The organism is Mediterranea sp. ET5 (genome assembly GCF_023337025.1).
In the GTDB taxonomy this organism is placed as follows: domain Bacteria; phylum Bacteroidota; class Bacteroidia; order Bacteroidales; family Bacteroidaceae; genus Phocaeicola_A.
This window is the reverse complement of sequence record NZ_JAMBLN010000013.1, coordinates 1-25,340: the sequence shown is the minus strand read 5'-3', so window position 1 is coordinate 25,340 and position 25,340 is coordinate 1. Positions and strand designations below refer to the sequence as shown.

At 57.3% G+C, this 25,340-nt stretch carries 15 protein-coding genes; 6 read left to right on the top strand and 9 right to left on the bottom strand.

Annotated features, from left to right (window positions below; genetic code table 11):
• Nucleotides 1-2 precede the first annotated feature (2 nt).
• Complete coding sequence (gene metG / locus M3087_RS08990) at nt 3-2,042, bottom strand: methionine--tRNA ligase (protein ID WP_249095130.1); 2,040 nt, start codon at nt 2,040-2,042, stop codon at nt 3-5.
• Between the two features lie 205 nt (nt 2,043-2,247).
• Between metG and M3087_RS08985 the strand changes: the two genes are divergently transcribed.
• Entirely contained in the window at nt 2,248-3,411 is a 1,164-nt protein-coding gene (locus M3087_RS08985; RefSeq protein ID WP_249095127.1) for a dienelactone hydrolase family protein, read from the top strand.
• An 85-nt stretch (nt 3,412-3,496) separates the two neighbouring features.
• Here M3087_RS08985 and M3087_RS08980 read toward each other — a convergent pair whose 3' ends face one another.
• Together M3087_RS08980 and pta are read right to left on the bottom strand one after the other, a co-directional pair.
• A complete protein-coding gene (locus tag M3087_RS08980; protein ID WP_249095123.1) occupies nt 3,497-4,696 on the bottom strand; it encodes an acetate kinase in 1,200 nt (399 codons plus the stop codon).
• A 94-nt stretch (nt 4,697-4,790) separates the two neighbouring features.
• On the bottom strand, nt 4,791-5,804 hold the full coding sequence (pta, locus tag M3087_RS08975) for a phosphate acetyltransferase (protein ID WP_106484359.1): 1,014 nt from the start codon (nt 5,802-5,804) through the stop codon (nt 4,791-4,793).
• Nucleotides 5,805-6,004: 200 nt separating this feature from the next.
• Between pta and M3087_RS08970 the strand changes: the two genes are divergently transcribed.
• The 3 genes from M3087_RS08970 to M3087_RS08960 are packed head-to-tail and all read left to right on the top strand — an operon-like array spanning nt 6,005 to nt 10,706.
• A complete protein-coding gene (locus M3087_RS08970) occupies nt 6,005-6,904 on the top strand; it encodes a DUF2156 domain-containing protein (RefSeq protein ID WP_106484358.1) in 900 nt (299 codons plus the stop codon).
• Complete coding sequence (locus M3087_RS08965; protein ID WP_249095121.1) at nt 6,892-7,911, top strand: GNAT family N-acetyltransferase; 1,020 nt, start codon at nt 6,892-6,894, stop codon at nt 7,909-7,911. The genes M3087_RS08970 and M3087_RS08965 overlap by 13 nt, the downstream gene beginning before the upstream one ends.
• A gap of 35 nt (nt 7,912-7,946) precedes the next feature.
• Nucleotides 7,947-10,706: a TIM-barrel domain-containing protein gene (locus M3087_RS08960; RefSeq protein WP_249095119.1), complete on the top strand. Its 2,760-nt coding sequence runs from the start codon at nt 7,947-7,949 to the stop codon at nt 10,704-10,706.
• A 206-nt stretch (nt 10,707-10,912) separates the two neighbouring features.
• Here M3087_RS08960 and M3087_RS08955 read toward each other — a convergent pair whose 3' ends face one another.
• The 6 genes from M3087_RS08955 to M3087_RS08930 all read right to left on the bottom strand — a co-directional run bounded on the left by M3087_RS08955 (nt 10,913) and on the right by M3087_RS08930 (nt 23,346).
• Nucleotides 10,913-14,086 carry an efflux RND transporter permease subunit gene (locus tag M3087_RS08955; protein WP_249095117.1) on the bottom strand — a complete coding sequence of 1,058 codons (3,174 nt, stop codon included), beginning with the start codon at nt 14,084-14,086 and terminating at the stop codon, nt 10,913-10,915.
• On the bottom strand, nt 14,083-15,576 hold the full coding sequence (locus M3087_RS08950) for a TolC family protein (protein ID WP_249095115.1): 1,494 nt from the start codon (nt 15,574-15,576) through the stop codon (nt 14,083-14,085). Before M3087_RS08950 ends, M3087_RS08955 begins: the two co-directional genes overlap by 4 nt.
• Nucleotides 15,557-18,637 carry an efflux RND transporter permease subunit gene (locus tag M3087_RS08945; protein ID WP_249095112.1) on the bottom strand — a complete coding sequence of 1,027 codons (3,081 nt, stop codon included), beginning with the start codon at nt 18,635-18,637 and terminating at the stop codon, nt 15,557-15,559. Before M3087_RS08945 ends, M3087_RS08950 begins: the two co-directional genes overlap by 20 nt.
• A 10-nt stretch (nt 18,638-18,647) precedes the next feature.
• Nucleotides 18,648-19,733 carry an efflux RND transporter periplasmic adaptor subunit gene (locus M3087_RS08940; RefSeq protein WP_022385436.1) on the bottom strand — a complete coding sequence of 362 codons (1,086 nt, stop codon included), beginning with the start codon at nt 19,731-19,733 and terminating at the stop codon, nt 18,648-18,650.
• Nucleotides 19,734-19,737: 4 nt separating this feature from the next.
• A complete protein-coding gene (locus M3087_RS08935) occupies nt 19,738-21,504 on the bottom strand; it encodes an O-antigen ligase domain-containing protein (RefSeq protein ID WP_249095110.1) in 1,767 nt (588 codons plus the stop codon).
• Nucleotides 21,505-22,347: 843 nt separating this feature from the next.
• On the bottom strand, nt 22,348-23,346 hold the full coding sequence (locus M3087_RS08930; protein ID WP_249095108.1) for a transcriptional regulator: 999 nt from the start codon (nt 23,344-23,346) through the stop codon (nt 22,348-22,350).
• Nucleotides 23,347-24,052: 706 nt separating this feature from the next.
• On the opposite strand from M3087_RS08930, the gene M3087_RS08925 reads away from it, so the two are divergent.
• A complete protein-coding gene (locus M3087_RS08925) occupies nt 24,053-24,664 on the top strand; it encodes a DUF1573 domain-containing protein (protein ID WP_249095106.1) in 612 nt (203 codons plus the stop codon).
• A 232-nt stretch (nt 24,665-24,896) separates the two neighbouring features.
• Entirely contained in the window at nt 24,897-25,127 is a 231-nt protein-coding gene (locus M3087_RS08920; protein ID WP_249095102.1) for an NVEALA domain-containing protein, read from the top strand.
• Nucleotides 25,128-25,340: the final 213 nt, after the last annotated feature.

Here is a 25,340-nt window from a genome sequence, read left to right as displayed (position 1 = left end):
AATCATTTCACTTCGCTGCCCGGCTTCACTTCGCGCATCGGGCCAATCACGGAGAGGCTGCCGTCGAAGTTCTCGGCAGAAAGAATCATGCCCTCCGACACGATGCCTTTCAGCTTGCGCGGCGGCAGGTTGGCGATGAAGCACACCTGGCGTCCCACGAGTTCCTCGGGCTTGTAGTGCTGTGCGATACCGGAGACGATGGTGCGGTTCTCCAGTCCATCGGCAATCTTGAATTGCAGGAGCTTGTCCGCCTTGGGCACCTTGGTGCACTCGAGCACCGTACCCACGCGGATGTCCAGCTTCAGGAAGTCGTCGAACTCAATGTTCGGACGGATGGGGTTCGCCTTGTAGCTGGCTTCCTCGTTTGCCTTCTTGGTCGCTTCGAGCTTTTCCACCTGTGCGGCGATGACTTCGTCGTCAATCTTCTCGAAGAGCAGTTCGGGCTTGCCCAGCTGATGACCGGCAGGGAGCAGGTCCGTATGTCCCAGCTGATTCCAGTCGAAGCTGTCCATGCAGAGCATCTTGCGCAGCTTCTCCGAGCTGAAGGGCAGGAAGGGTTCGAAGGCGATGGCGAGGTTGGCAACCAGCTGGAGGGCGATGTTCAGAATCGTTGCCACACGCGGCATGTCGGTCTTGGCAAGCTTCCACGGCTCGGTGTCAGCCAGGTACTTGTTTCCGATGCGTGCCAGGTTCATGGCTTCCTTCTGCGCATCGCGGAACTTGAAGACGTCGAGCAGACACTCCACCTGCGTCTTCACGTCGGCGAACTCGCGCAAGGTCTCCTTGTCGTAGTCGGTCAGTTCGCCGCACTCGGGTACACGTCCGTCGAAGTATTTCTGCGTCAGCACCAGTGCCCGGTTGACGAAGTTGCCGTAGACGGCGACCAGCTCGTTGTTGTTGCGTGCCTGGAAGTCCTTCCAGGTGAAGTCGTTGTCCTTGGTCTCGGGAGCATTGGCGGTGAGCACGTAGCGCAGCACGTCCTGCTTGCCGGGGAAGTCCACCAAGTACTCGTGGAGCCAAACCGCCCAGTTGCGCGAGGTCGATATCTTGTCGCCTTCGAGGTTGAGGAACTCGTTGGCAGGCACGTTGTCGGGCAGGATGTAGCTTCCCTCCGCCTTCAGCATGGCGGGGAAGACGATGCAGTGGAACACGATGTTGTCCTTGCCGATGAAGTGAATCAGGCGTGTCTCGGGATCCTTCCACCATTTCTCCCACGAGTCGGGCAGAAGCTCCTTCGTGTTGGAGATGTAGCCGATGGGCGCGTCAAACCACACATAGAGCACCTTGCCTTCGGCTCCCTCCACGGGAACAGGGATACCCCAGTCCAGGTCGCGGCTTACGGCACGCGGCTGCAGACCCATGTCGAGCCAGCTCTTGCACTGTCCGTACACGTTCGGACGCCATTCCTTGTGGTCTTCCAGAATCCATTGACGGAGCCATGCCTCGTGCTTGTCGAGCGGAAGGTACCAGTGCTTCGTCTCGCGCATCACGGGCTTGCTGCCGCTGATGGCGCTCTTCGGGTTGATGAGCTCGGTAGGCGAAAGGGAGGTGCCGCACTTCTCGCACTGGTCGCCGTAAGCGCCCTCGGCATGGCAGTGCGGGCACTCGCCGGTGATGTAGCGGTCGGCAAGGAAGGTCTTCGCCTCCTCGTCGTAATACTGCATGCTGGTCTTCTCGATGAATTCGCCTTTATCGTAAAGCGTACGGAAAAAGTCGGAAGCCATCTGGTGATGGGTTGCCGACGAGGTGCGCGAGTACACATCGAACGATATGCCAAATTCCTCGAACGACTTCTTGATGAGGTTGTGGTAACGGTCAACAATATCTTGTGGGGTAACGCCCTCCTTACGTGCCCGGATGGTGATGGGCACTCCATGTTCGTCAGACCCGCCGATGAAGAGTACATCTTCCTTCTTCAGGCGCAAGTAACGCACGTAGATGTCGGCAGGAACATACACACCGGCGAGGTGGCCAATGTGTACAGGACCGTTGGCGTAGGGCAACGCCGAAGTGACGGTTGTTCGTTTGAATTTCTTTTCCATGTAGTATGTTGATGTAGCTTTTATGTGATATCCTTTCGTAAGATGTTGCAAATTTAGACAAAAAGCATGATTCCCGTGTCATTGGAGGGAAAAAGAAGCCCGGCAGGCGACAGAAGGGAACAAAAATTGTCCGTCCGCCGCCCTCCGGTTGTCAAGATACGTTGTATCTTTGTCCCACTGACAGAAACTTAAAGACCTATTACGTATGAAACACGTCTTACTGGGCATGATTGCCCTGATGGCAACCGCAGGGACGGTCCGGGCACAGCAACCGGCAGACTCCCTGCGCTATGAGATTGTGAACAACATGCCGCTGTTCTACCAGCAGATGAAGGAGCAGCTCACCTACCCGATGGCTTGGGGAAACGCGCCTGAAACCGATTTCGGACAGTGGCGCACGAAGGCACGCGAGACCGTGACGGAATGCCTCCGGAACCTTCCGCCTGCCCCACGGGACTATGCCGTGCAGACCGTGGCGACGGAGCAGCGCGAGGGCTATGAGGTACGCAAAATCACATTCAACATCTCGGCATGGAGCCGTGTCCCTGCCTACCTGCTGGTGCCTGACGGTGCCGAGGGCAAGCGGCTGCCTGCCGTCGTGATGCTCCACGACCACGGTGCACACTTCACCATCGGCAAGGAGAAGATGGTGCGCCCCTTCGGCGTGAGCAAGGAGGTGCTGGCGGATGCGGACGACTGGGCGGTGCGCTGCTACGACGGACAGTATACGGCGGACTACTTTGCAGCCAACGGCTTCGTCGTCCTCTGCGTGGACGCGCTCTTCTGGGGCGAGCGGGGATGCAAGGAGGGCTTCGACTACGACCGTCAGCAGGCAGTGGCAAGCAACTTCCTGCAAATGGGAAGCTCGTGGGGTGCCTGCATCAACATGGACGATGTGCGCAGTGCCGAACTTCTGGCCTCCCTGCCTTACGTCGACCCGGACCGCATTGGCTGCCTGGGCTTCTCCATGGGGGCTTACCGCTCGTGGATGCTCGCCGCACTGACCGATGTCGTGAAGGCGTCAGCGTCCGTCTGCTGGATGAACACGACCGAACACCTGATGACCCTCACCAACAACCAGAACAAGGGCGGTTCCGCCTACTCGATGCTCATCCCCGGACTGCGCCGCTACCTCGACTATCCGCATGTGGCATCCATCGCCTGTCCCAAGCCGACGCTCTTCTTCAACGGACGGAAGGACAAGCTCTTCCCGGTGGCTGGCGTGGAAGATGCCTACCGCACGATGCACCGCGTATGGGAGTCACAGGGTGTCCCCGAACGTCTGGTCACCAAGCTGTGGAACGGCCCACACTTCTTCAGCCGGGACATGCAGCGTGAGACGCTGGAGTTCTTCAAGAAGTGGCTGTAAGCGAACCGATACAACAATCCCCGGACAATCGCATGACGGACTGTCCGGGGATTTTTTATGACGGGACGGCTCGCGGGGAGCGCGCTTATTTCTGCAAGAGGGTCATCGTGTCGGTGGCAATCATCAGCTCTTCGTCGGTCGGGATGACAACCACTTTCACTTTCGAATCCGGGGTAGAGATGACTGCTTCCTCGCCGTGGATGGTCTTGTTCAGCTCCTTGTCGAGCTTCACACCCATGAACTCCAAACCTTCGCAGGCACGTTCGCGGCTGTCGTCCTTGTTCTCGCCGACACCACCGGTGAACACGATTACGTCAACACCGCCCAGGGCAGCTGCGTACGTACCGATGTACTTCTTGATGCGGTAGTAGTACATCGTCTGTGCCAGGTTCGCCTTCGCATTGCCTGCGTCGACAGCTGCCTGAATCTCGCGCATGTCGGACGATACGCCGGAGACACCCAGCAAACCGGACTTCTTGTTGAGCAGGTTCGACACGCCCGTTGCGTTCAGACCTTCCTTCTCCATGATGAAGGTCACGGCACCGGCATCGATGTCGCCGCTGCGTGTACCCATCATCAGTCCTTCGAGCGGTGTCAGACCCATGCTGGTGTCGATGCACTTGCCGTCCTTGATAGCGGAAACGGAACCGCCGTTACCCACGTGGCAAGTGATGATGCGGGTGCCTTCGGGCTGGATGCCCAGGAACTCACACACGCGCTTCGACACGTAGCGGTGGGAAGTCCCGTGGAAGCCGTAGCGACGGATTCCGTACTTCTCATACAGCTCGTAGGGGATGGCGTACATGTAGGCGTAGTCAGGCATGGTCTGGTGGAAGGCTGTGTCGAACACGCCGACCTGAGGCAGACCCGGAAGGAGGGCGGATACGGCAGCCACACCCTTCAGGTTGGCAGGATTATGCAGCGGGGCAAGGTCGTTGCAGGCAGTGATGGCATCGAGGGCTTCCTTGTTGAGGATGACCGACTCGCTGAAGCGTTCGCCGCCGTGCACGATGCGGTGACCTACGGCATCAAGCTCCTTGAGCGACTTCAGGGCGCCGTATTGCTCGCTGGTCAGTGTCTGGAAGATGAACTCCACACCTACCGTATGTTCGGGGATGTCCTTGTTGAGGATGACTTTCTCGCCATTGGGGAGGGTCAGCTTCAGGAACGAGCCTTTCAGACCAATCTTCTCAATACCGCCCTGTGCGAGAATCTCTTTGGTAGTCATGTCAAACAGCTTGTATTTGATGGACGAACTACCGCAGTTCAATACTAATATCTTCATTGGGTTTCGGGGATTTAAGTTTGTGGGTTTATACATGCAGAAGCGGACGAGCGGATGAGTCCTCGCGGAACTCACCGGCTCACCCGCTGAACTCTTACGCCTTCTTGGCAGCGATGGCCTGGTTGGCGGTGATGGCAATCATCTTGTAGACATCGTCCACGGAGCAGCCGCGTGACAGGTCGTTCACCGGACGGGCGATACCCTGGAGGATCGGACCGATGGCATCGGCGTTGCCCAGGCGTTGAACCAGCTTGTAGGCGATGTTACCCACTTCGAGGTTCGGGAATACGAGGACGTTTGCCTTGCCGGCAATCTCCGAACCCGGAGCCTTGCTGGCACCTACCGACGGAACGAGAGCGGCATCAGCCTGCAGTTCGCCGTCAATCTTCAACGTCGGGTCGAGCTTCTTTGCCAGACCGAGTGCCTCAACCACCTTGTCGACCACTTCGTGCTTGGCAGAACCTTTGGTCGAGAAGCTCAACATGGCAACGCGCGGGTCTTCGAAGCCTGCGACAGCCTGAGCCGTACGGGCGGTGCAGACTGCAATCTGCGACAGCTGGTCGGCATCGGGAGCCGGAGTCACAGCCACGTCGCCTACCACCAGGACGCCGTTCTCGCCGTATTGGGGAGTCTTCGTGATGAGCAGCATGGCGCCGGATACGCAGGTGATGCCCGGAGCGGTCTTGATAATCTGGAGAGCCGGACGGAGCACGTTACCCGTGGTGTTGCGGGCACCGGCAAGCTGGCCGTCGGCATCGCCGGACTTGATGATGAGGCAGCCCAGGTAGAGCGGGTCAAGCACCAGCTTCCGAGCCTCCTCGATGGTCATGCCTTTCTTCTTGCGGAGTTCGCAGAGCAGTTGGGCATACTCCTCCTTCTTCGGATGGTTCTCAGGGTCGATAATCGTGGCTTTATCGATGTTTTTCAAGCCCAGTTTGTCAGCGAGGGCCTTGATTTCGGCAGGGTTTCCCAGGATGATGAGATTGGCTACACCGTCTGCCAGCGCACGGTCGGCAGCAGTCAGGGTACGTTCTTCAGTTCCTTCCGGAAGAACGATGCGTTGCGGGTTGGCTTTCGCACGCGCAACTATTTCACTAATTAAATCCATGATGGTATGTATTAAAAGTTGTTCTCTTACACATGAATGTTGTTTCGATGACGCAAAATTACTCAATTATTGCCATATCAAGATGTCAATACGCACTCATTTTTTGCCCGGCGGAAGCAAATATCTTATGTTTGATAACACTTTTTTCGCCCTTCTGCCTACCTTTGCGCATTCTGATGCTTTAAGATGAACGACCGAATATGATTGCTTTCAACGAGATTTCCCTCTCCGACCGGGAGAGGGTGTTGCGGTACACACTGACGAGTACCCGACGGAACTGCGACCTGTCCTTCTCCAACCTCTACAGCTGGCGGTTCCTGTACCAGACCCAACTGGCTGAGAAGGACGGATTCCTGTTAATTAAATTCCGAGTCGACGGACATGCGTGCTACATGATGCCCGTGGGCGACGGCGACCTGCGGGCGGTCCTGCACGACCTGAAGGAGGATGCCGAAGCCGAGGGAGAGACCTTCCGCATGATGGGCGTATGCTCGCACATGCGTGCCGACCTGGAGGAAGCCGCACCCGACTGCTTCCGCTTCACCGCCGACCGCGACTACTATGACTACATCTACCTGCGCACCGACCTTGCCACACTGAAGGGCAAGCGCTACCAGCCCAAGCGCAACCACATCAACAAGTTCCTGCGCACCTACCCCGACTATCAGTACCTTCCGCTGGACGCCACCCTCGTGCCGGAGTGCCTGGAGCTTGCCGACCGCTGGTGCCGCCTGAACGAGACCACGGAAGAGGAGCGCCGGGAGCTGGAGGACGAACATCGTTCGCTGACCGACGCCCTGAACCACTTCGACGAGCTCGGGTTGCTGGGCGGCGTGCTCCATGTCGGCGGACGCATCGTGGCGTTCACCTTCGGCGCACCCATCAACGCCAACACGTTCGATGTCTGTGTGGAGAAGGCGGACGTCGACATCGAAGGTTCGTACACCATGATTAATTACGAGTTTGCCAACCACATCCCCGAACAGTACTTCTTCATCAACCGCGAGGAGGACCTGGGACTGGAAGGCCTGCGCAAGGCAAAGCTTTCCTACTACCCCGAGGTGCTCCTGGAAAAATGGATTGCCGTATGCACGAAATGACTTCCGCTGACCTGAAAAGCTCCGTGCGCCACCTGTGGGAACTGTGCTTCCGCGACACGCCGGAGTTCATCGACCTCTACTTCCGCCTGCGCTACCGCGACGCGCTCAACGAGGCAATCCTCCGCGACGGGCAGGTGGTGTCCGCCCTCCAGCTCATCCCCTACGAGCTGCAGACGTGGGGAGCCCGCCTTCCGCTCGCCTACCTCTCGGGGGTCTGCACCCATCCGCAGGCACGGAGGCAGGGACTCATGCGCCGTCTGCTCAGACAGACGCACCGGCGGCTGTATGCCGAGGGCTGCCCCGTCAGTTCCCTGATTCCCGCCGAGCCGTGGCTCTTCGACTGCTATGCGACGTCGGGCTATGCACCGCTGTTCGTCTATGACTGGCGCCGGCTCTCCATCGCGACGGGGGACGACACCGTGACGGTCAGCGAATACCGGGAAGACAGTCGGGACGTGTATGCCTACTTCAGCCGGAAGATGGGCGAACGTCCCTGCTGCGTCCTGCACTCCGAGGAGGACTTCGGCGTGGTGCTCGCCGACCTCTACCTGAGCGAGGGCAGCCTCTGGGTAGCCCGCCGCGACGGGGCGGTGACGGGACTTGCCTTCTGTGTTCCCACCCCAGACGTCTGCCGCATCGGCGAGTGCCTTGCCGACACGCCTGCCGTGGCACGGACGCTGGTCAACCGGGCTTGCGAACACACGTTCATGCAGGAGGCGGAATGCCTGCATCCCGTGGCTCCCGACGAGGTGGGGCGTCCGCTGGGCATGCTGCGCATCATCCGCGTGGCAGACGTCCTGGCGCTCCATGCACGGACGCACCCCGACGCGGAAGCCTGCTGGCGCATCACCGACCCGGACATCCCCGAGAACAACGTCTGCATCCGCCTCTCGCAGGGCACAGCCACTCCGGCTGCTCCGGACGAGGGCATCCCCACAGGCATCGGCGAACTTGCCGCCCGGCTGTGGAGCGACGAACGCCCCTACATGAGCCTGATGCTGAACTGACACCCCACCGAATCACAAACATAAACCATCAAACCATGAGACACCTGTACAACAAACTACGACTGTTCCGGTCCCTCCGCACGAAGATGCTGCTGGCAGGAGCCTTGCTGCTGGCTTCGTCAGCCGACGGACAAACCATCCGCTCCTTCCGTCAGGAGAACCGGAGCCTCATCTGCCACACCGACAGCGGGACGCTACGCCTCCAGCCGATGGCGGACAACGCCGTGCGCGTCCGCTTCGTCAAGGAACCGGTCCATGACCTGCCGGAATGGATTTACATCGACCGGCAGACGCCGGACTTCCGTGTGGAAGAGCATGGAGAGACCCTGACCCTCACCCTGCCACGCCTCACCGTGACGGTCGACAAGCCGAGCGGACGCCTCGCCTACTTCTCGTCCGGGGGAGAGACGCTCCTGCGCGAGGAAGGACGCCGCCTGCTCCCTGCCCGGGTACAGAACGAGAAGACCTACGAAGCGCAACAGGTATTTCGCTCCCCGGCGGACGAATACCTCTACGGACTGGGACAGTTCCAGGACGGACAGCTGAACGTCCGCGGACTGACGCGCCGGCTGACGCAGGTCAACACCCAGATAGCCATCCCCTTCATCCTCTCGAACAAAGGCTACGGACTGCTGTGGAACAACTACGGTCTGACGGACTTCAACCCTGCCGACGGACGGCTCACCCTGACTCCGGAAGGTGCGTCGGGCGAGAAGACGGTGGTCGACGTGACCTCCACCGAGGGCGGCAAGCAGGAGGTACGCGAAGGGGCTGCCTTCACTGCCACATGGACCGTCCCGCAAAAGGGACGCTACGCCCTGCTGCTCGATGTCGGGCGGACGATGGCGCGACGGCATCAGCTGGAAATCGACGGGAAGGTGCTGGTGGACATACGGAACACGTGGCTGCCTCCCACCACCGCGCTGACCGTGGAACTGGATGCCGGAACCCACTCCGTACGCGCCCTGCTGGAGAAAGACGACCGCCCTACCTTATATTATAAACCCGTGGACGACCGGACCGTCTTCCGCTCGCCCGTCGCCGACGCGGTGGACTACACCCTCTTTGCCGGAACGCCCGACGAGGTCATCGCCGGATACCGCACCCTGACGGGCGACGCTCCCCTGATGCCGGACTGGGCGCTGGGCTACATCCACTGCCGCGAACGCTTCCATTCGCAGGAGGAGATTCTCGCGACGGCAAACCGCTTCCGCGCCGAACGGCTGCCCGTGGATGTCATCGTGCAGGACTGGCAGTACTGGGGCAAATACGGCTGGAACGCCATGCGTTTCGACGAGGAACACTATCCCGACCCGGCGACACTGGTACGGGACCTGCACGCACGCGACCTGCGCTTCATGGTCTCGGTGTGGTCCAAGGTCGACCCGCAGTCGGAAGTCGGGCGACGGCTCACCGACAAGGGCTACTACATCCCCGGCACGTCGTGGGTCGACTTCTTCAACCCGCATGCCGCCGCCTGCTACTGGCAGGAGTTCTCCTCCCGTCTGCTACGCCCCTACGGCATCGACGCATGGTGGCAGGACGCCACCGAACCGGAGAACGACGACCTCGTGGGACGGCGCATCGCCGGAGACAGCCTGCCCGGCGAACTGCTGCGCAACGTCTACCCGCTGCTGGTCACACGGACGGTCTATGAAGGGTCGCGGCGCGACGTGCCCGACAAACGGACGATGATTCTGACCCGCAGCGGCTTTCCCGGCATGCAACGTTACGCCGCCGCCACCTGGTCGGGCGACGTGGGGCACGACTGGGACACCTTCCGTCGGCAACTCACCGCGGGACTGGGCATGATGGCGTCGGGACTGCCCTGGTGGACGTACGATGCCGGAGGCTTCTTCCGCCCTGCCAACCAATACGCCGACGCGGCATACCGGGAGTGCTTCCTGCGCTGGTTGCAGACGTCGGTCTTCCTTCCCCTGATGCGCGTCCACGGCTACATGTCGGACACGGAGTTCTGGAACTACGGCCCCGAGGTGACCCGTCAGGCACGCGCCGCACTTGCCGTCCGCTACCGCCTCTTCCCCTACCTGTATGCCGGAGCGGCGGACATCACCTTCCGCCACGGCACGCTGATGCGTCCGCTCGTGATGGACTTCCCGCACGACACGCTCGCCCTGCGTCAGACCACCGAATACATGTTCGGCAGCGCCCTGCTGGTGGCTCCCGTGACCGCTCCCGGGCTGTCCGTCACCGACGTCTACCTTCCTGCCACGCCCGGCGGCTGGTATGACTTCTGGACGGGTCTCCCGACGGATGGCGACGGCATCCGGACCCTCCCCGTCAGTCCAGAGCACATCCCCGTGTTCGTCCGTGCAGGCAGCATCCTTCCCCTGGCGGAAGGAGAGCTCCAGTCGACCGTCGAGGCACGTTGCGCGGACTGGGAGATACACATCTATGCCGGTGCGGACGGCAGCTTCACGCTCTACGAGGACGAGGGTACGAACTACCGCTACGAGCAGGGTGCCTGTGCCACCGTCCGCCTGACGTGGGACGATGCCCGGCGGACGCTGACGCTGCATCCGCGTCAGGGCAGCTTCGAAGGCATGCGGACGGAACGCCCCATCCGCCTCATCCTGCACGACAAGGGGCAACAGCCCGTCACCCGTCCGGTGACCTACGACGGACGTACCGTGATGGTGAGCTGGGGTTCAGCGGACGCCCCGCCTGCCGACATCCCCCGTCTTCTCCCCTCTCCGCTCCCCGGATATGCCGTTTCTTTCGTCCCACAATTCCTTTTGGAAGTAGATACGCCGTATCCTTTAACAATTGATTAACTTTGGTCCTAGATACGTCATTTCCTTTAACAAATAATTCCTTTTAGTCCTGGATACGCCCTATCCTTTAACAAATAATTCCTTTTGACACTGGATATGCCCTATCTTCCGCCAAACAATTCCTTTTGGAGCTGGATACGCCGTATCCGCAAGGCGGAGGAAGGAGAAGGAAGGCATGTCGACCGACACGCCGGCACTGCGTCCGCTTACCGCTTCATGACATTCTGACGCTTCAGCGAGAAGATGGGAAGATAGAAGAAAATGCCGACGAGCGACAGGACCAGGCCACCGATGGTGCCGGCTGCCAAGGGAAACCAGAAGCCCTCCTTCTCCTCGCCCACCATGAAGGGGATAAAGCCCAGGATGGTGGAGACGACCGTCAGGAAGATGGGGACAACCTTCACGTTCCATGCCTTGGTGTAGGCACGAAGCGCATCCAGACGGGGCTGACGGCGACGGATGGCATTGTACTCGTTGAGGATGTAGATGCTGGCGTTCACCGTGATGCCGCACAGCAGGACGAACGAAGCAAAGCCGCCCTGGTCGAAGTTCAACCCGAAGAGATAGAACGTCAGGAACACGCCAATGTAGGAGACGGGAATCACGAAAATGATTGCCAGGGGCTGCTTCAGCGAGTTGAACAGAATGGCGGTGATGAAGAAGATGATGGCAACCACGATGAGCAACAGCGCGTACTGCCCCGCGTCGCCGCTGCCCCACCTCCAGTGCTCCTGCTGGATTTCCATCGTATAGCCCAGCGGAAGGCGCGTCCGCATCTCCTCCACGTCCTTCTCCAACAGCCTGCGTCCCTGCTCCGACGAACCGATGTACTCGTATTGCAGGCAGAGGACGTACTGCTGGTTCTCCTTGGCTATCTTCTTCGGCGCCTGCACCTTCGTCACGGTCGCCACGTCCGAGAGCTTGTAGGAGCGTCCGCCGACGCGGAAGGGCATCCCCATCAGGCTCCACACGTCGTAGGCGCTGCTCTGGACCGAAGACAGGCGCAGGCTCTCCGCCCGTCCGTCAAAGACCACCGTGGCGGCAGGCTGGTCGTGCATGAACACGGGTTGCAGGACGGCAAAGAGTGCGCTCGCCGTCAGCCCTTCCTTCGCCATGCGCTCCTTGTCGAACTCCAGGTAGAACTCCGAGTAGTCGTCCTTCCAGTAGGAGAACTCCGAGCTGACGGTCACCTCCTTGATGCGTCGGTGCGAGAGTAGCTGGCGGGTCATCTCGTCCGCCCAATGGGACAGCTCGTCGTAGTTGTAGCCGAACATCTTCACGCGCAGGCTTCCGGCAGACTCGCGGACGTCGTTGCTGAAGCCCTGGTCCTGCAGGCCGTAGACGCTCCAGCTGCCGCCGCCCAAGGTGAGTGCCTTGCTGATGACGCTCGACTTGAGGACGTAGGGAAAGCCGCTGTACTCGTGCTCCTTCTTGAAGAAGACCTGTATGGTGGCACGGCGGGCGTCGTAGACCGAAGTCTGGAACTGGCGTATCTCGTCAAAGCCGCTCAGGTAAGTCTCCATCTGCTTCACCAGGTTGTTCATCTGCTCCAGCGTGCTGCCGTTGGGCAGGGTGGCATTGATGGAGAGCGTCACCTCGTCTTCGCGGCTGTCCAGGTAGCTTCCGTTATAGACTTTCTCCACAAACAGACGCAGCGAGCCGCCCAGCGCCTTGTCGACCACGGGACGGATGTCCTCCCGGTAGGTGGTGCCCGCAAACATGCGGTTGTAAAGCTCCTCCCAGAAGCCTTTGGCATCCTTGATTTCTTCCGGCAGGAGGAACACCGGCAGGCCGAACCCCAGGAGCAGGAGCAGGCAGACCGCCACCCGGAAGCGGCACAGTCCGCCGATGAGCACGCGGTAGAAACGGGTGAACCGCACCGTCAGTCTCTTCATCCACAGACGCGGATGACAGGAACGGCGGCGCTCCAACCCGATTTTGTCGATGACAGGGGGCACGAAGAAGAGCGCCACCAGCAGCGAGACGGCGAGGTTGATGATGACCACGGCGGCAAAGTCCTGCAGGTTGAGCCGCACCTTCTCGTCGAGGAAGAAGATGATGACCAGCGCGCCGATGGTCGTCAGCGTGGCGGCAAGGATGGAGAGGAACGCCTTCAGGTCGCGCCGCCGGGTGATGTGGTCGGTCATGACGATGGTATTGTCGATGACCAGGTTGAGCGAGATGGTGATGCCTGCCAGCGAGTAGAGCTGTATCTCCAGCCCGAAGAGGTAATAGAAGATGAACGCCACCGCCATGTTCACCGACAGGCTGAGCACGATGAGCAGCAGGTAGCGCAGGTTGCGGGTGATGAGGGCGACGAAGAGCAGGAGGATGAGGACGGTCATGCCCGTGCGGAAGTAGATGGTGTCCAGCTCGCGGCTGATGTGCTCGGTCGCATCGTAGCTCGTGTGCACCTCATAGCCGGCGGGCATGGTGCGCTGCACCTCGTCCATCGCCTGCCGCACGTTGCGGGCGAGTTCCAGCTGGTTCGCCGTCTCCTCGGCGGTGAGGGAGAGGTAGACGGAGTTCAGCCCGTTGATGCGGAAGTAGCTGTCCGGCTCCTGCTCCTCGTGTGTCACGCGGACGAGCTTGTCCAGCCGGACGGCTTCTCCCGAGCGGCTCCGCACCCAGATGTCGGCAGGACGGAACTCCTCCTCCACCCCGTCGGTGACACGGACGAGGCGCATCCATCCCCCTTCGTCGTCGACCCGGCAGATGCCCAGAAACTCCCGGTCGTAGTGCTCCTGGATGGCTGCGCGGATATCGCTGACCGTGATGCCCGCCTGCTCCAGCCGGGTGTTGTCATAGGTCAGTCTCCACTCCATGGGCGTGGCTCCGCTCAGCTCCACCTTGTAGATGCCCTTTATCTGTGAGAGCAGCGGCTTGATGTTCTCCTCGCCGTAACGCTGGATGACGAAGGGGGCGGCAGGTGCATTGAGCGTATAGGTCAGGAAGGGGCGTGCCGAACGGTCGTCGGACTGTTGGGCGGCAATCTGCGGATAGCTCACCCCGTCGGGCAGCTGCGACCAGAGCTGGCGTATCAGCGTGGAGACCTCGAAGCGCACGACGTCCACCCCGGCATGTCTGTCCAGCTCGATGGTGACCCGTCCGCTGCCGTTGTCCGAGGTGGAGGACACCTTTCTCACTCCACGGACACGCGAGAGCAGTCCCTCCAGCTTGCTGGTCACTTCCGACTCGACCACCGGCGCGGGATTGCCCGGCATCGAGAAGGAGACCGTGAGCCTGGGCAGGGTGTGCGAGGGGGAGAGCTTGACCGGCAGGAGCGGCAGGAGCGCCAGCCCGACGAGCGAGAGGCAGACGAAGGTCACGATGAGCGTGAACGAGGAGAAGCCGTGCGTATGTGTCTCTTCCTGCTTCATCGGTAGGAGCCTTTATCAAAGTCGAAACGGTCGAACAGGGCGCATCCGTGTTCGAAGTCATGGAGCGTCAGGCGACGTATCTTGTAGTAGTTCAGCCAGTAGTTCTGCAGGGCGCCGATGTAGTTCTTCCACGCCTCCTGCTGACGGTTGAGCGAGAGTGTCAGGCTGTTGATGTCCGACTTGCCGATGATGAAGCGTCGGCGTGTCTGGTCGTATGCCATCTCCGCCAAGTCGAGCGCCTCTTCGGCGCTCTGGATGAGGTCCTGCTGCACGTTGAAGTCGTTGACCGTCATCACCACGTCTTCCTCCACGCTGATTTCCTCCTGCCGGGCGGCAATCTTCACCACGTCGAGGTTGTTCTTTGCCATGTTGTACTTGCCCTTGCGCACGCCCCAGTCCACCAACGGGATGGAGATGCTGAGGGAGACGAGGTCCTGCTGGAGGGGATTGCGGTATGCCGCCCGGAAGTTGTCCGCCACCTGGTTGAAGCCGACGCTGGCATTGAAGCTGGCGTTGAAGTGGGACTCCTTCTTCGTGCGGTCGACCTCGCGCTCCGCCTCCAGGATGTTCTGCCGCTGCTCCAGGTAGACCGGGTTGTTTGCCCGGGCATGTCCCAGTGCCTCATCGGCTAGCACCGAGAGAGTCCGCGGACGCACGGGGAGGTCTATCTCGATGCGGGTGTCCTTGTCGAGGTTGAGGAAGGTCGCCAGTGCCGACATGGCACGCTTGAGGGAAATCTCGGAGTTGCGCAGGGCGTTGCGGGCGTTCACCCGGTCGAGCCGCAGCGTGAGGAGGTCCGCCTGCGAGATGGCGGCAATCTGCTGACGCCGTTCCCCGATGGCGTAGAGCGTGTCCGAGCTGGCAAGGTTCTCCTTGGCAAGGTTGTACTCCGCCTGTGCCATGGCGAGCTCGAAGAAGTAGGTCACCGCCTCCTCGGACACCTGCTCGGTCTGGTAGACGAACTGCTTCTTCGCCTTCTCGAACTTCAACGGCTCGATTTTGCGGTCCCAGTGGAAGGCGTTATAGCCCAGGAGGTCCTGCTCGTAGCCGATGCGGACGGGAACGGCAGAATACTGGGTGGACTTCGTGTCGCCGAAGTTGCGCATGAAGTCGAGCTGCGTGTCCACATAGAACCGTCCGCCCAACCAGTCGAAGTTCTGTGCCAGGCTCAGTCCGCCCGTGGCGCTGAACATCTGCTGTTCGCGGTAGACGTCCATGTCCATCTCCGAGTCGTAGCGTTGGGTGATGTAGCGGTAGTAACGCGCCGGCGTCAGGTTCATCGTCAGGCTGGGCAGACGCTCCGCCTTGTACGTCCGGTACTCCCAGTAGCCCGAGAGGTACATGTTCTGGTTGCGGAACGCCGAGAGCGAACTGTCATTCGCCATCTCGATGGTCCGTCCGAGGGTCAGCCTCAACGTACGCTGTGCATGTGTTCCGGCGGCAAGGCACAGCAGCAGGCACACGAGTATCTCAATTCTTCGCATTCTCATAGTTTCTTCTGTAAACATACCAATATATCAAGGGGACAATAAACAAGCTGATGACGACGCCCACCGCCATCGCACCAATCATGGCTATCGACAAGGGCTTCTGCAACTCCGAACCGATGTCGGACGTGAAGAGCAGCGGCACCATGGCGAAGATGGTCGTCAGCGTGGTCATGATGATGGCACGCAGACGCCGGACACCCGCGGTGTGGATGGCGTCGAAGAGCGGCATCCCCTGCTTGCGCAGCTCGTTGATGCTGTCAATCTTCAGGATGGAGTCGTTGATGACGATACCGCAGGACACGATGATGCCGATGGCGGACATGAGGTTGAGCGTATGACCGCACAGCCACAGGCAGAGCAGGGCGAACGCGGTGTCCATGGGCACCTCGGACAGGACAATCAGCGGCTGGAGGAAGCTCTCGAACTGGGCACAGAGGATGAAGTACATCATCAGGATGGAGATGAGCAGGATGACCATCAGCTCGCCCATCATCCGGCGGTTGGAGAAGAAGCTGCCTCCGAAGTCGACGTCCCAGCCGCCTGCCTCCGTCACCACGTCCCTGACCTCCTCCATCAGGCGGGGCGCATCGTCCACGCCGTAGAAGTTCAGGGGGATGTACTCGCCGTTGCGTCCGGCGGTGATGCTTTTCAGGTCCTCACCCGGCACGACCGTCACCAGTTCGCGCAGGGGGACATACTGTTTCTCCTCTCCTGCCGGAAGCGTGTTCTCCACAAGCGTCTCCGCCAGCACCCCGCTCACGGTCTTCTCGTTGCCGGCAATCACGATGGGGAGATACTGCTGATAGGAGTGCAGCGTCGAGGTGCGGTTCTCCTTGAAGACCGTGCGCAGGGTGCGCACCACCTCGTTGTAGTCGACATGATAGACCAGCAGCTTGCTCCGGTCGATGACCAGGTTGAGCTGGCTGCGGAAGGCGACGCCCTCGGGTTGTATGCCCGTCGCGCCGGCAATCCGTTGCTCCAGTTCCTTCAGTGCAGCGGGGTCGGGCGCCGTGCCTTTGTCCGCGGCATGCAGGCGTGCCACCACGTCGGGCTCTCCGGTGACGAAGAGCTTCTCAAAGACGGTCATGGGCGGGGCGAATGTCACGACTGCATCCGGGTAGCTGCGGCGGAAGAAGTCCTTCACCTGTGCTTCGACTTTCCCCACATCGCCGGGGGAGGCGGTCTTGAAGTACAGTTCCGCCTCGTCGGCAGCCAGCTCCTCGTCCGCATTGAGCACATAATCCTGTATGCCGACGTATGCCGTGTGCTCGACGACGAGGCTGTCCACCTCGCGCATCAGGGCGTTCACGCGCCGTTCGTTCTCCTCCACGTGGATGTTCTCGTTCCAGCCGACCTTGACAATCAGTTCGCTCTGCGTGATTTCCGGCATGCGCTCCTTGTCCAGCACCCGGAACATGACCACACACAGGGGCAGGGTGAGCAGCCCCAGCAGCAGGCTGAGCCGCTTGTGGGCGAACGTCCAACGGATGCCGGCATCGTAGAACCGTTCCAGCCAGTCATTCTTCAGCACCTCCCTGAAGTTGCGCGTCAGCCAGTTGTGCTTCCGCAGGGCAATGCGGTAGAACAGCAGGTAGAGCACCGGCAGCAGCATGATGCCCGTGAAGTAGGACACCAGCAGTCCGGACGTGATGGAGAAAGCCTGGTCCATGAAGATGGCTCCCGCAATGCCGCTCATGAACACCAGCGGAACGAACACCGCAATGGTCGTGAGCGACGAGCTCAGCATGGGCGTAATCATCTCGGTCGTGCCTGCCACGGCTGCCCGGCGGAGCGAATAGCCCCGTTCCCGGTACTGCGACACGTTCTCGGTGACGATGATGGCATTGTCGATCATCATACCCACGGCGAGAATCAGTCCGGAGAGGGAGATGATGTTCAGTGACACCCGGCAGATGTAAAAGAAGAAGAAGGTGATGACCACCGACGTCACCATGCTGATGCCGATGACCAGGGGAGAGCGCACGTCCCCGATGAAGAGGATGGCGACCACGAATATCAGCAGGAAGCCCAGCGTGAAGTTCTGCTGCAGGTTGGAGATGGTGTAGTCGAGCAGCTCCGTCTGGTTACGGCTCACCGAAAACTCGATGGAGGGATAGAGGCGGGAGAAATAGTCGGTCGTGCGCTTCAGCTCCGCCTTGAGGTTGTCCATGTTCTCCTCCGACTGCTTGATGATGGCGAGGGTCACGGCACGCTTGCCGTCTGCCAGCGAACGTCCCAGCTCCTTCTGCGACACCACCTGCACGCGGCAGATATCCTTCAGTTGCAGGATGCGTCCGTCCACGTTCAGGTAAATCCGCTCCACGTCCTCGGGGGTACGCAGGAGCGAGGCGATGCGGATGTTGTACTCATAGTATCCGTCGCGCACGAGCATGCTGCCCGGCTCCACGTTGTTGGCAGCCAAGGCATTTTCCAGGTCGGCAATGGTCAGTCCCAGGCTTTCCATCTTCGCCCGGTCGGGCACGAGGCGGAGCATCCTTCCCGGTATGCCGGTGACGTCCGCCATTGCCACCTGTGGCAGCTGTTCGATGCGCCGGCGCACGACGTTGTCCGCCAGTTCGCAAAGTTGCAGGAATGCCTGTTCGTCGACGGGTGCATAGGGTTGCCCGTCCTTCAGCGTCATGTTGAGGTAGAAGACGGGGATGTCCGTGGCGCTTGCCTTGATGGCTTTCGGACGGGTGGCATCGCGGGGCAGGCTGTTCATGGCGGCGTCGATTTTCTCATTCACCTCGATGAACGCCAGGTCGGTATCCGTCCCGAAATCGAACGACAGACGGATGATGCCGGAGCCGTCGCGTGTCTCGCTGCGCATCTCGTCCAGCCCCGAGACCTGGAGCAAGGAACGGCGGACGGGAGCGACCAGCGTGTTCTCCAGTTCGCGTGCCGACATGTTGTCGCCCGTCACCTGGATGGTAATCTGGGGGATGTCGATGTCGGGCAGCAACGACACGGGCAGGGCGAAGTAGGTCACCAGTCCGATGATGAAGCTGGCGGTGAACGCCATCAGTACGGCAATGGGACGCCGGATGAGAAACTTGACCATGACCGCACTCCTATTTCTTCTGTCCGACGACTCTGACAGGTGTCTCGTGCGCCAGGTTCACGTTGCCCGTCACGATGACCTGCGCCCCTTCCTCCAGACCGTCTCCCGTGACGGTGTATTCGGTCATGTTCTCCAGTCCGGTCTGCACGTAGTTCCACTGGGCTTTTCCCTCCCGGAGAGTGAAGACCACCTGTCTGCCCGAGCGGAGCACCACCGCCGTCTTTGGCACCACGAGCTGTCCCGGCACCCGGCGTTTCACTGTGACGCGGACGTTCATGCCGTCGAAGAGCTGGCTGCCTCCGTCGACCTGCGCCTTCACACGCACCATGCCGTTTTCGTCGACCAACGGGTTGATTTCCGTCACCCGCCCCTTCCGTGCAGCGACTGTCGCCGCATAAGGAGAGACATCCACCTCGTCGCCCCGTCTGATGAGCGGAAGCTCGCTCTCCAGTACGGAGAACTCCACCTCCATGCCCGCCGTGGCAATGATGCGGCAGAATGGCTCCGCCCCGTCAGGACGGTTGTACTGCTTGCCGAAGAGGTTTGCCACCACGCCGTCAAAGGGAGCAGTCAGCACAGCCTGCTGCAACTCATACCGTGCCAGCTCGTAGTTCGCCCGGCTCTGTTCGTAGCCGCTCCGCACACGCGCAAGCTTCATGACATTCTCCGGCACCGACTCCGGACGGTCGGGCGCATAGCCTTGCCCGATGAGGACGTCCTGCATCTCCAGGTCTGCCTGGTCGAGCGAGGTCTTCGCCTGCTCCAGCTTGTTCTGCAGCGTGAAGAGGCTCAGTTCGGCGAGCTTCTGCCCTTTCTTCACACGGTCACCGTTTTTCACATAGACCCGTGCGACGGGTTCCGAGGTCAGGCGGAAGTTCAAGTCGGCATACGCCCGCGCCTCCACCTTGCCGTTGCTCACCAGTTCGTGGTTGAAGTCTCCCTTCTTGAGGGTCATCACCGACACTTCGTTCACCTCGGCAGGCAGGACGGTCTCGACACCTTCCTTCTCCGCCGACGGACGGTCCTCCCGTCCGCAGGCAGTCAGGAGCACCGCTGCCATCATCACTCCGAGTGAACTGTATACGATTCCATTCATAAGGTTATTGTTTCAAGGTTAATGAATCTCCACCCTCTCCCGGTCCGGCAGGGACTAACGTGACACTCTCAATCATGTACGGGATGTCACGTCGTATGGAGTCCCGGTCCACCGGAGTCAAGGCAGATGTCTGTATCTCTTTCAGGATGTCTCTTACCTCTTCCCGCATCTGTGCGATGGCAGGTGAAAAGACTTTGGGTTCTCTTTCAAGCACCATCCGCGCTGCCTCCTGCAAGCGGTCCGGCTGGTAGAAATAAGGGTCAGCATAAAGTTTCGTCAGTAGATAATAAGGATAAGTCAGCGACGGAACCCTGTGGGCGGAACGTTGCAAATAGGTTTCCGCCATAAACGGATAACCTGCCTTCCATGCATTCTGTGCCAGCAGATTCAGGATCATCGGGTCTCCGCTAAGGCACAGCGCCTTGTCCAGTTCCCATTTGGCAGGGAGGCATTCACCGCTCTTGTAACAGGCACGTCCCAACTCGAAATGATAGTCAGCACATGCATCCATCCCTTTCACCTTCCGATACGCCTCCATGGCTTCCCGATAGGCACCGACACGATAATATTGCCGCGCCTTGGTCCACTGCAACGTCTCCTCATGAGTGATGCCGTGTAACGAAGAGTAAACTGACGAAGTAAACAGGATATACATCAGAAAAGGAACAGCCACGATCGGCCAACTTCTTCCGGCATACCTTCCGACCTTCGGACCTGCCCAAGCCAAGAAGGAAGCCACAACCAGCAGAAAGAAAGTACAGACAAATGCAGGCAACTGCAATGGATAAGAAAAAAAGGCGAATACACCGAGTGACAGCAAGGCGGCACCCAGACCGACTTCGCCACTCCGGATAGCACCCCTGAAAGCCAGGATACCAATCAGCAGCAACAGCACCGGACACCAGACTCCCTCCATCAGGGCAAACTGGATGTAGTCGTTGAATGCAAACTCGGGAGAGGCTGCCACACGAGCCTCAGCGTCCGTATAGTCTCCGGCTGTGAAATACCGTTCCTGTGCATTCCCGTACACAGCCGAAAAGGTTGAACCTGCATCCATCTCCGCACCTCCGGGGTGTGCCACAACCTCTTTCATTGCCACTTTCCAAATGAGCAGCCTTCCGTCAGCCGAATCCTTTTTCAGCAGGTAAATTCCGACGGCTGCCAGACAAAGCAACAGGCACAAAACGCCGACGAGCATCCGACGATGCTCCCGGCAGAAAACGAAAAACGCCGTATGCCGTTTCCCCTCCGTACACCGGAACATGACAAAGGCAAGCGATACACCTGCCGCCAGCCACGATGCACGGCTCATACCGCCCGGGAGGACACAGAGAATCAGCAAAGCCACACTCCCTGCCGCCCAACGCACCGGAGACTGTTTCTGCCCAAGCCTCAACGCCTCAAACACTGCCACGGGAAGTACCAGCGCCAGATAACCGCTATAAGGACCGGGATTGAAAAATGAACCCGTCATGGGGAACAACGCATGCCGGGAGGGGCAGAGACCGAAAAGCTGGCAAAGCCCCCAAAGGGCTTCTACACCTCCCAAGGCTATCAACGTCCCTGCCAATATCCGGGGAAACAGCCGGAGCCACTGCGGGCGTACAATCCCCACCAATAAAAGCCATGCCACACTTACCCAACAGGCATGATACAGCCATTCGCGTTGCCATCCCAGCCAATCGGCAGGCAGACGGCTGTCGTAAACAAAGACGACTCCGAGCAACCCCATCAGAGGGAGCAACGCCACATAGGGCATACATGTTTTCACGGCTTGTTTCATTCTTCACTTGTAAAAGTTGGTCCATAAACCGGATAAAGACAAAATGCCGTGAACATCCTTGCCGGAATATTCCCCGAAGCATCATCTTGTCCGGTCTCATCCGGCAGACGGTTCAGCACTCCAAAGGTACAGGATATGTCGCAAACAAGACTACTTCCCGGCACAAATATTGATCTCAATTTTTTTATTGAGGCTGGGAATGAACCAAAATCAATGTTTTCGCCCCGATATCCGGCTGGTGCTTTGCCCCGAAAAAGACATGGGAAAAGCCTGTCAGACGATTTACACCTTGTCAGCCAAACGGACTAATCACTTTCATTATTTCCCCAAATCAAGACTTTCAGCTAACTCATACTTTTCAAAAATCCGATAATCTGGAGGTGAAACGTGAATGAGTGCAAACAAAACATACGGGAAAAGCCTTTGATTTTAGAAAACTATACATTTCATTTTCGGGAAACAGGCAAAACGTGCCCGGAACAATATTGTTTCGCGAGCCAAACAATATAGTTTGAGGCGTCAAACAATATAGTTTCACCTGCCAAACACTATTGTTTCGTGCCCGGAAGTCAAATGTTTGGAAAATGGAAGTAACAAATCCGGAGTTTCACTCTCCAGAAGGTGAGCGGTGTCAACAAATCGGAAGGTAATAAAAAGAGGGGTAAAACAGAGGCATGAACAGTAAAAGGACGTAGCCATCCCATTTTTACCCACTGCAACGCAACTAGAATAAGCCGTTTGGCAACAAGGTGTATTTTGCGAATCGCCTGAGAAGGCCCTCCGAATCCATCAAACTGTATTTTGGTGCGAGGAAGAGCACCGTGGAGAGGCTCATTTGACATTTTGACAGAATGAACGCCCCAATGCCTGTATCCTCCTAAAAGGTTTACATTTCAACTGATATTTTCCTTGTCCGACTGTATCCAATTGATAACGGGGAAAGTCTGCCAAGTTTTTCCGAAGGGTATAAAGATGGGTATCTATATTCTTGTCAGCAGTCATGCTGTCAGGCCAAAATGCCTGCTTCAGTTCCTCACGAGTAACCACATAGTCCTTGTTCTTCAAAATGAGCTTCAGAATCTGACGGTCCAATTTAGCCATTGCACAATACTTCCCATCAATCCATACCAGTTTATCGTCCTTATCAAAAACTATATGAACCCGATAACACCGTATCACATAGCCTGTCAGAAGCATCAATGGCAACAGGAAATCCAAAACTACAAATCCAATCATTCCCAAAGGATGCATGTTCACAAAAACGGTCAGCCCGTCATAATCCACCCAGCCCTGAACACTGACCGTGTTGGCAAAATCAAGAAACCTCATTGGAGTCAGACAGGATGCATACCGAGGAGAAATCGTGTCATTCAAACTATATTGGGCGATGCCGTTATGCCGATAGATAATGCCACATGAGTAGTCCCCACCTACATTTTCCATCAGCTTTTCCTTAAATATCCCAGCCATAACACTGGGATTGACGGGGCATTGAGTTGCCATCATAAACTGATCGGCATATTGCCTTGCTTGCGGAACATAAATACTGTCCTGATAGACCACATGATAGAGTTCCTTTTCCGTATAGACCCATTGTTCCTTTATCTTCTGATAGATTTTCCTTTTGTTCCCTTCCGTGTGTCGGTAAATTCCACCGATACGATTTTCATAATCCTGATTGATAGTCTCCTGCAAGACCCGGTATGTTTTTGAATACAGGGCTGTACGCTCTACGGAATAAATTTTAAGTCCTCCAACCACTCCCGTCAATACTAGAATACATAAAATATAGTTGGTACAAAATTTCTTTAATGCTTTTAATCGCTTCATCCAATTATTATCTTACAAATCGTTTCGCGCCAAATATAATTAATATTTCCCAATAAACCGTTCATACACGTTTCATTTCTTTTCACTCACGTTACATTTCTAATTATTAAAGTATAAATCAAACCTCAAAGAAAGATTTGAGATAGAAAACACCCTGAATGTTATCTTTTTATCCGTAAGTCTTATACATTTGCCACAAACCAAATTCTACGCATATGAAAACTATTTACGCTTAAACATTATCACTTATACTGCTAGGCAGTACATGCATTTTGGGACTAAACAAACGCAACACCCCTGTCAATGGGTTGCTGCTGGAAAATGTAGAAGCTTTGGCTGGAGGAGAAGATAAACCAGCTGAAGTTGATTGCAAAGATCTTGGTTGCCTGGTGTGTCCTCATGGTGGTCACAGGGTTGCTTGGATTGATATTATCCCTCGATGACAATGAATAAAGCAACACTGTTTCTGACAAGCCTACTTCTTTTCGGCATTACTGCCTGCAAAGAGAACCGAGAAGCACACATCACACGCTTGGTTCAGGAATGGTCAGGAAAAGAAATACAGTTTCCGGAACATCCCGTTTTCACCCTACAGGGAAAGGACACGGTAGAGGCTCCAACAGACACGCTACCTTATAAAATAGTGGTATATGTTGACTCCACCGGCTGTATGAGTTGTCGTTTACAACTCGTACGATGGAAAGAAATGATGGCAACCCTGGATTCACTGGCAGCAGGAAAAACATCGTTCCTGTTCTACCTCTGCCCGAAAGACCTGCATGAGATGCAATACATCCTTAGAAGAGACGCATTCCGCCATCCGGTTTGCATCGATACGACAAATGCCATCCAACATCTCAACCATTTCCCTGAAGAAGACAATTTCCAGACGTTTCTGGTGGGGAAAGACAATCGTGTACTTGCCATCGGTAATCCGGTACACAACCCACACGTGAAGGACCTTTATCTCTCCCTGATTTCAGGAAAGAAAATCTCGACACAGGCCCCTCCGGCAACCAGTGTACAACTTGAAAAGAGTGAAGTGGAACTGGGCACATTCTCCCGTAAAGAGGAAAAGACAGACTCGCTCCGCATCACCAACACAGGCAATCACCCGTTGGTCATCCACGATGTAGTGACCGATTGCGGATGTTTGCAGGCACAATTTGACAAGAGACCTGTTTCACCGGGAAAAGACTTGTTGTTACGAATAGTCTACCGCCCCGACCAGACGGGCTATGTGAACAAAACGCTGCGCATCTATACCAACGTGGAAGGTGGAATACTGACCGTCCGGGTAAAAGGGAAAGTAGAATGACTCTGAACAACTATATATAAATTCCGGCAGACTCCACAAAGAAAGGGAGCACGGCTATGCATCTTCTTCGAATAGACAAACATAGTATCCTGCTCCCCGTGTACCTGCCTAAAAAAGAAAGGAGGCGCGACAAAGGTAAGAAAAAGAAAGAAAATGTGATGCGTTCACAGTTGCACTGAAAGGATAAATGTGCAGGAAAGAAAAAAATCTCTAACGAATAAATTAATGTATCATGAAAAAGAACATCGTTAAATATGTTTTAGCTGTAGCTGTTGTAGCTGTAGCCGGAATGGGAGTATACCAAGCTCAAAATAAAGGAATTGAATTATCAGGAGTTTCATTGGCTAATGTTGAGGCATTGGCTAGTGGGGAAGGCGATTATTCTCAAAAAATATGGGAACGTTTTTACCGTCCAGATTGTACAGGCTATAATTGTACAAAGACAGGCAATGAAACTTGCTAGTAGTAAAAATAAGTTCTAGTGACGATAAATATTAATGATTTTAAGATTTCATTTTGTCTTTATCCAAATTGAAGTAATTTAAGTATTAAAATAGGGTCTAGGAGTGTTTCTGTTATAGATAGCTCCTATTCCTTATTCTATATGGATTTAAACTTGTAATATGATAGGTATGCATAAACTATTCGTTATATTTACTACAACTTTATTGATTCT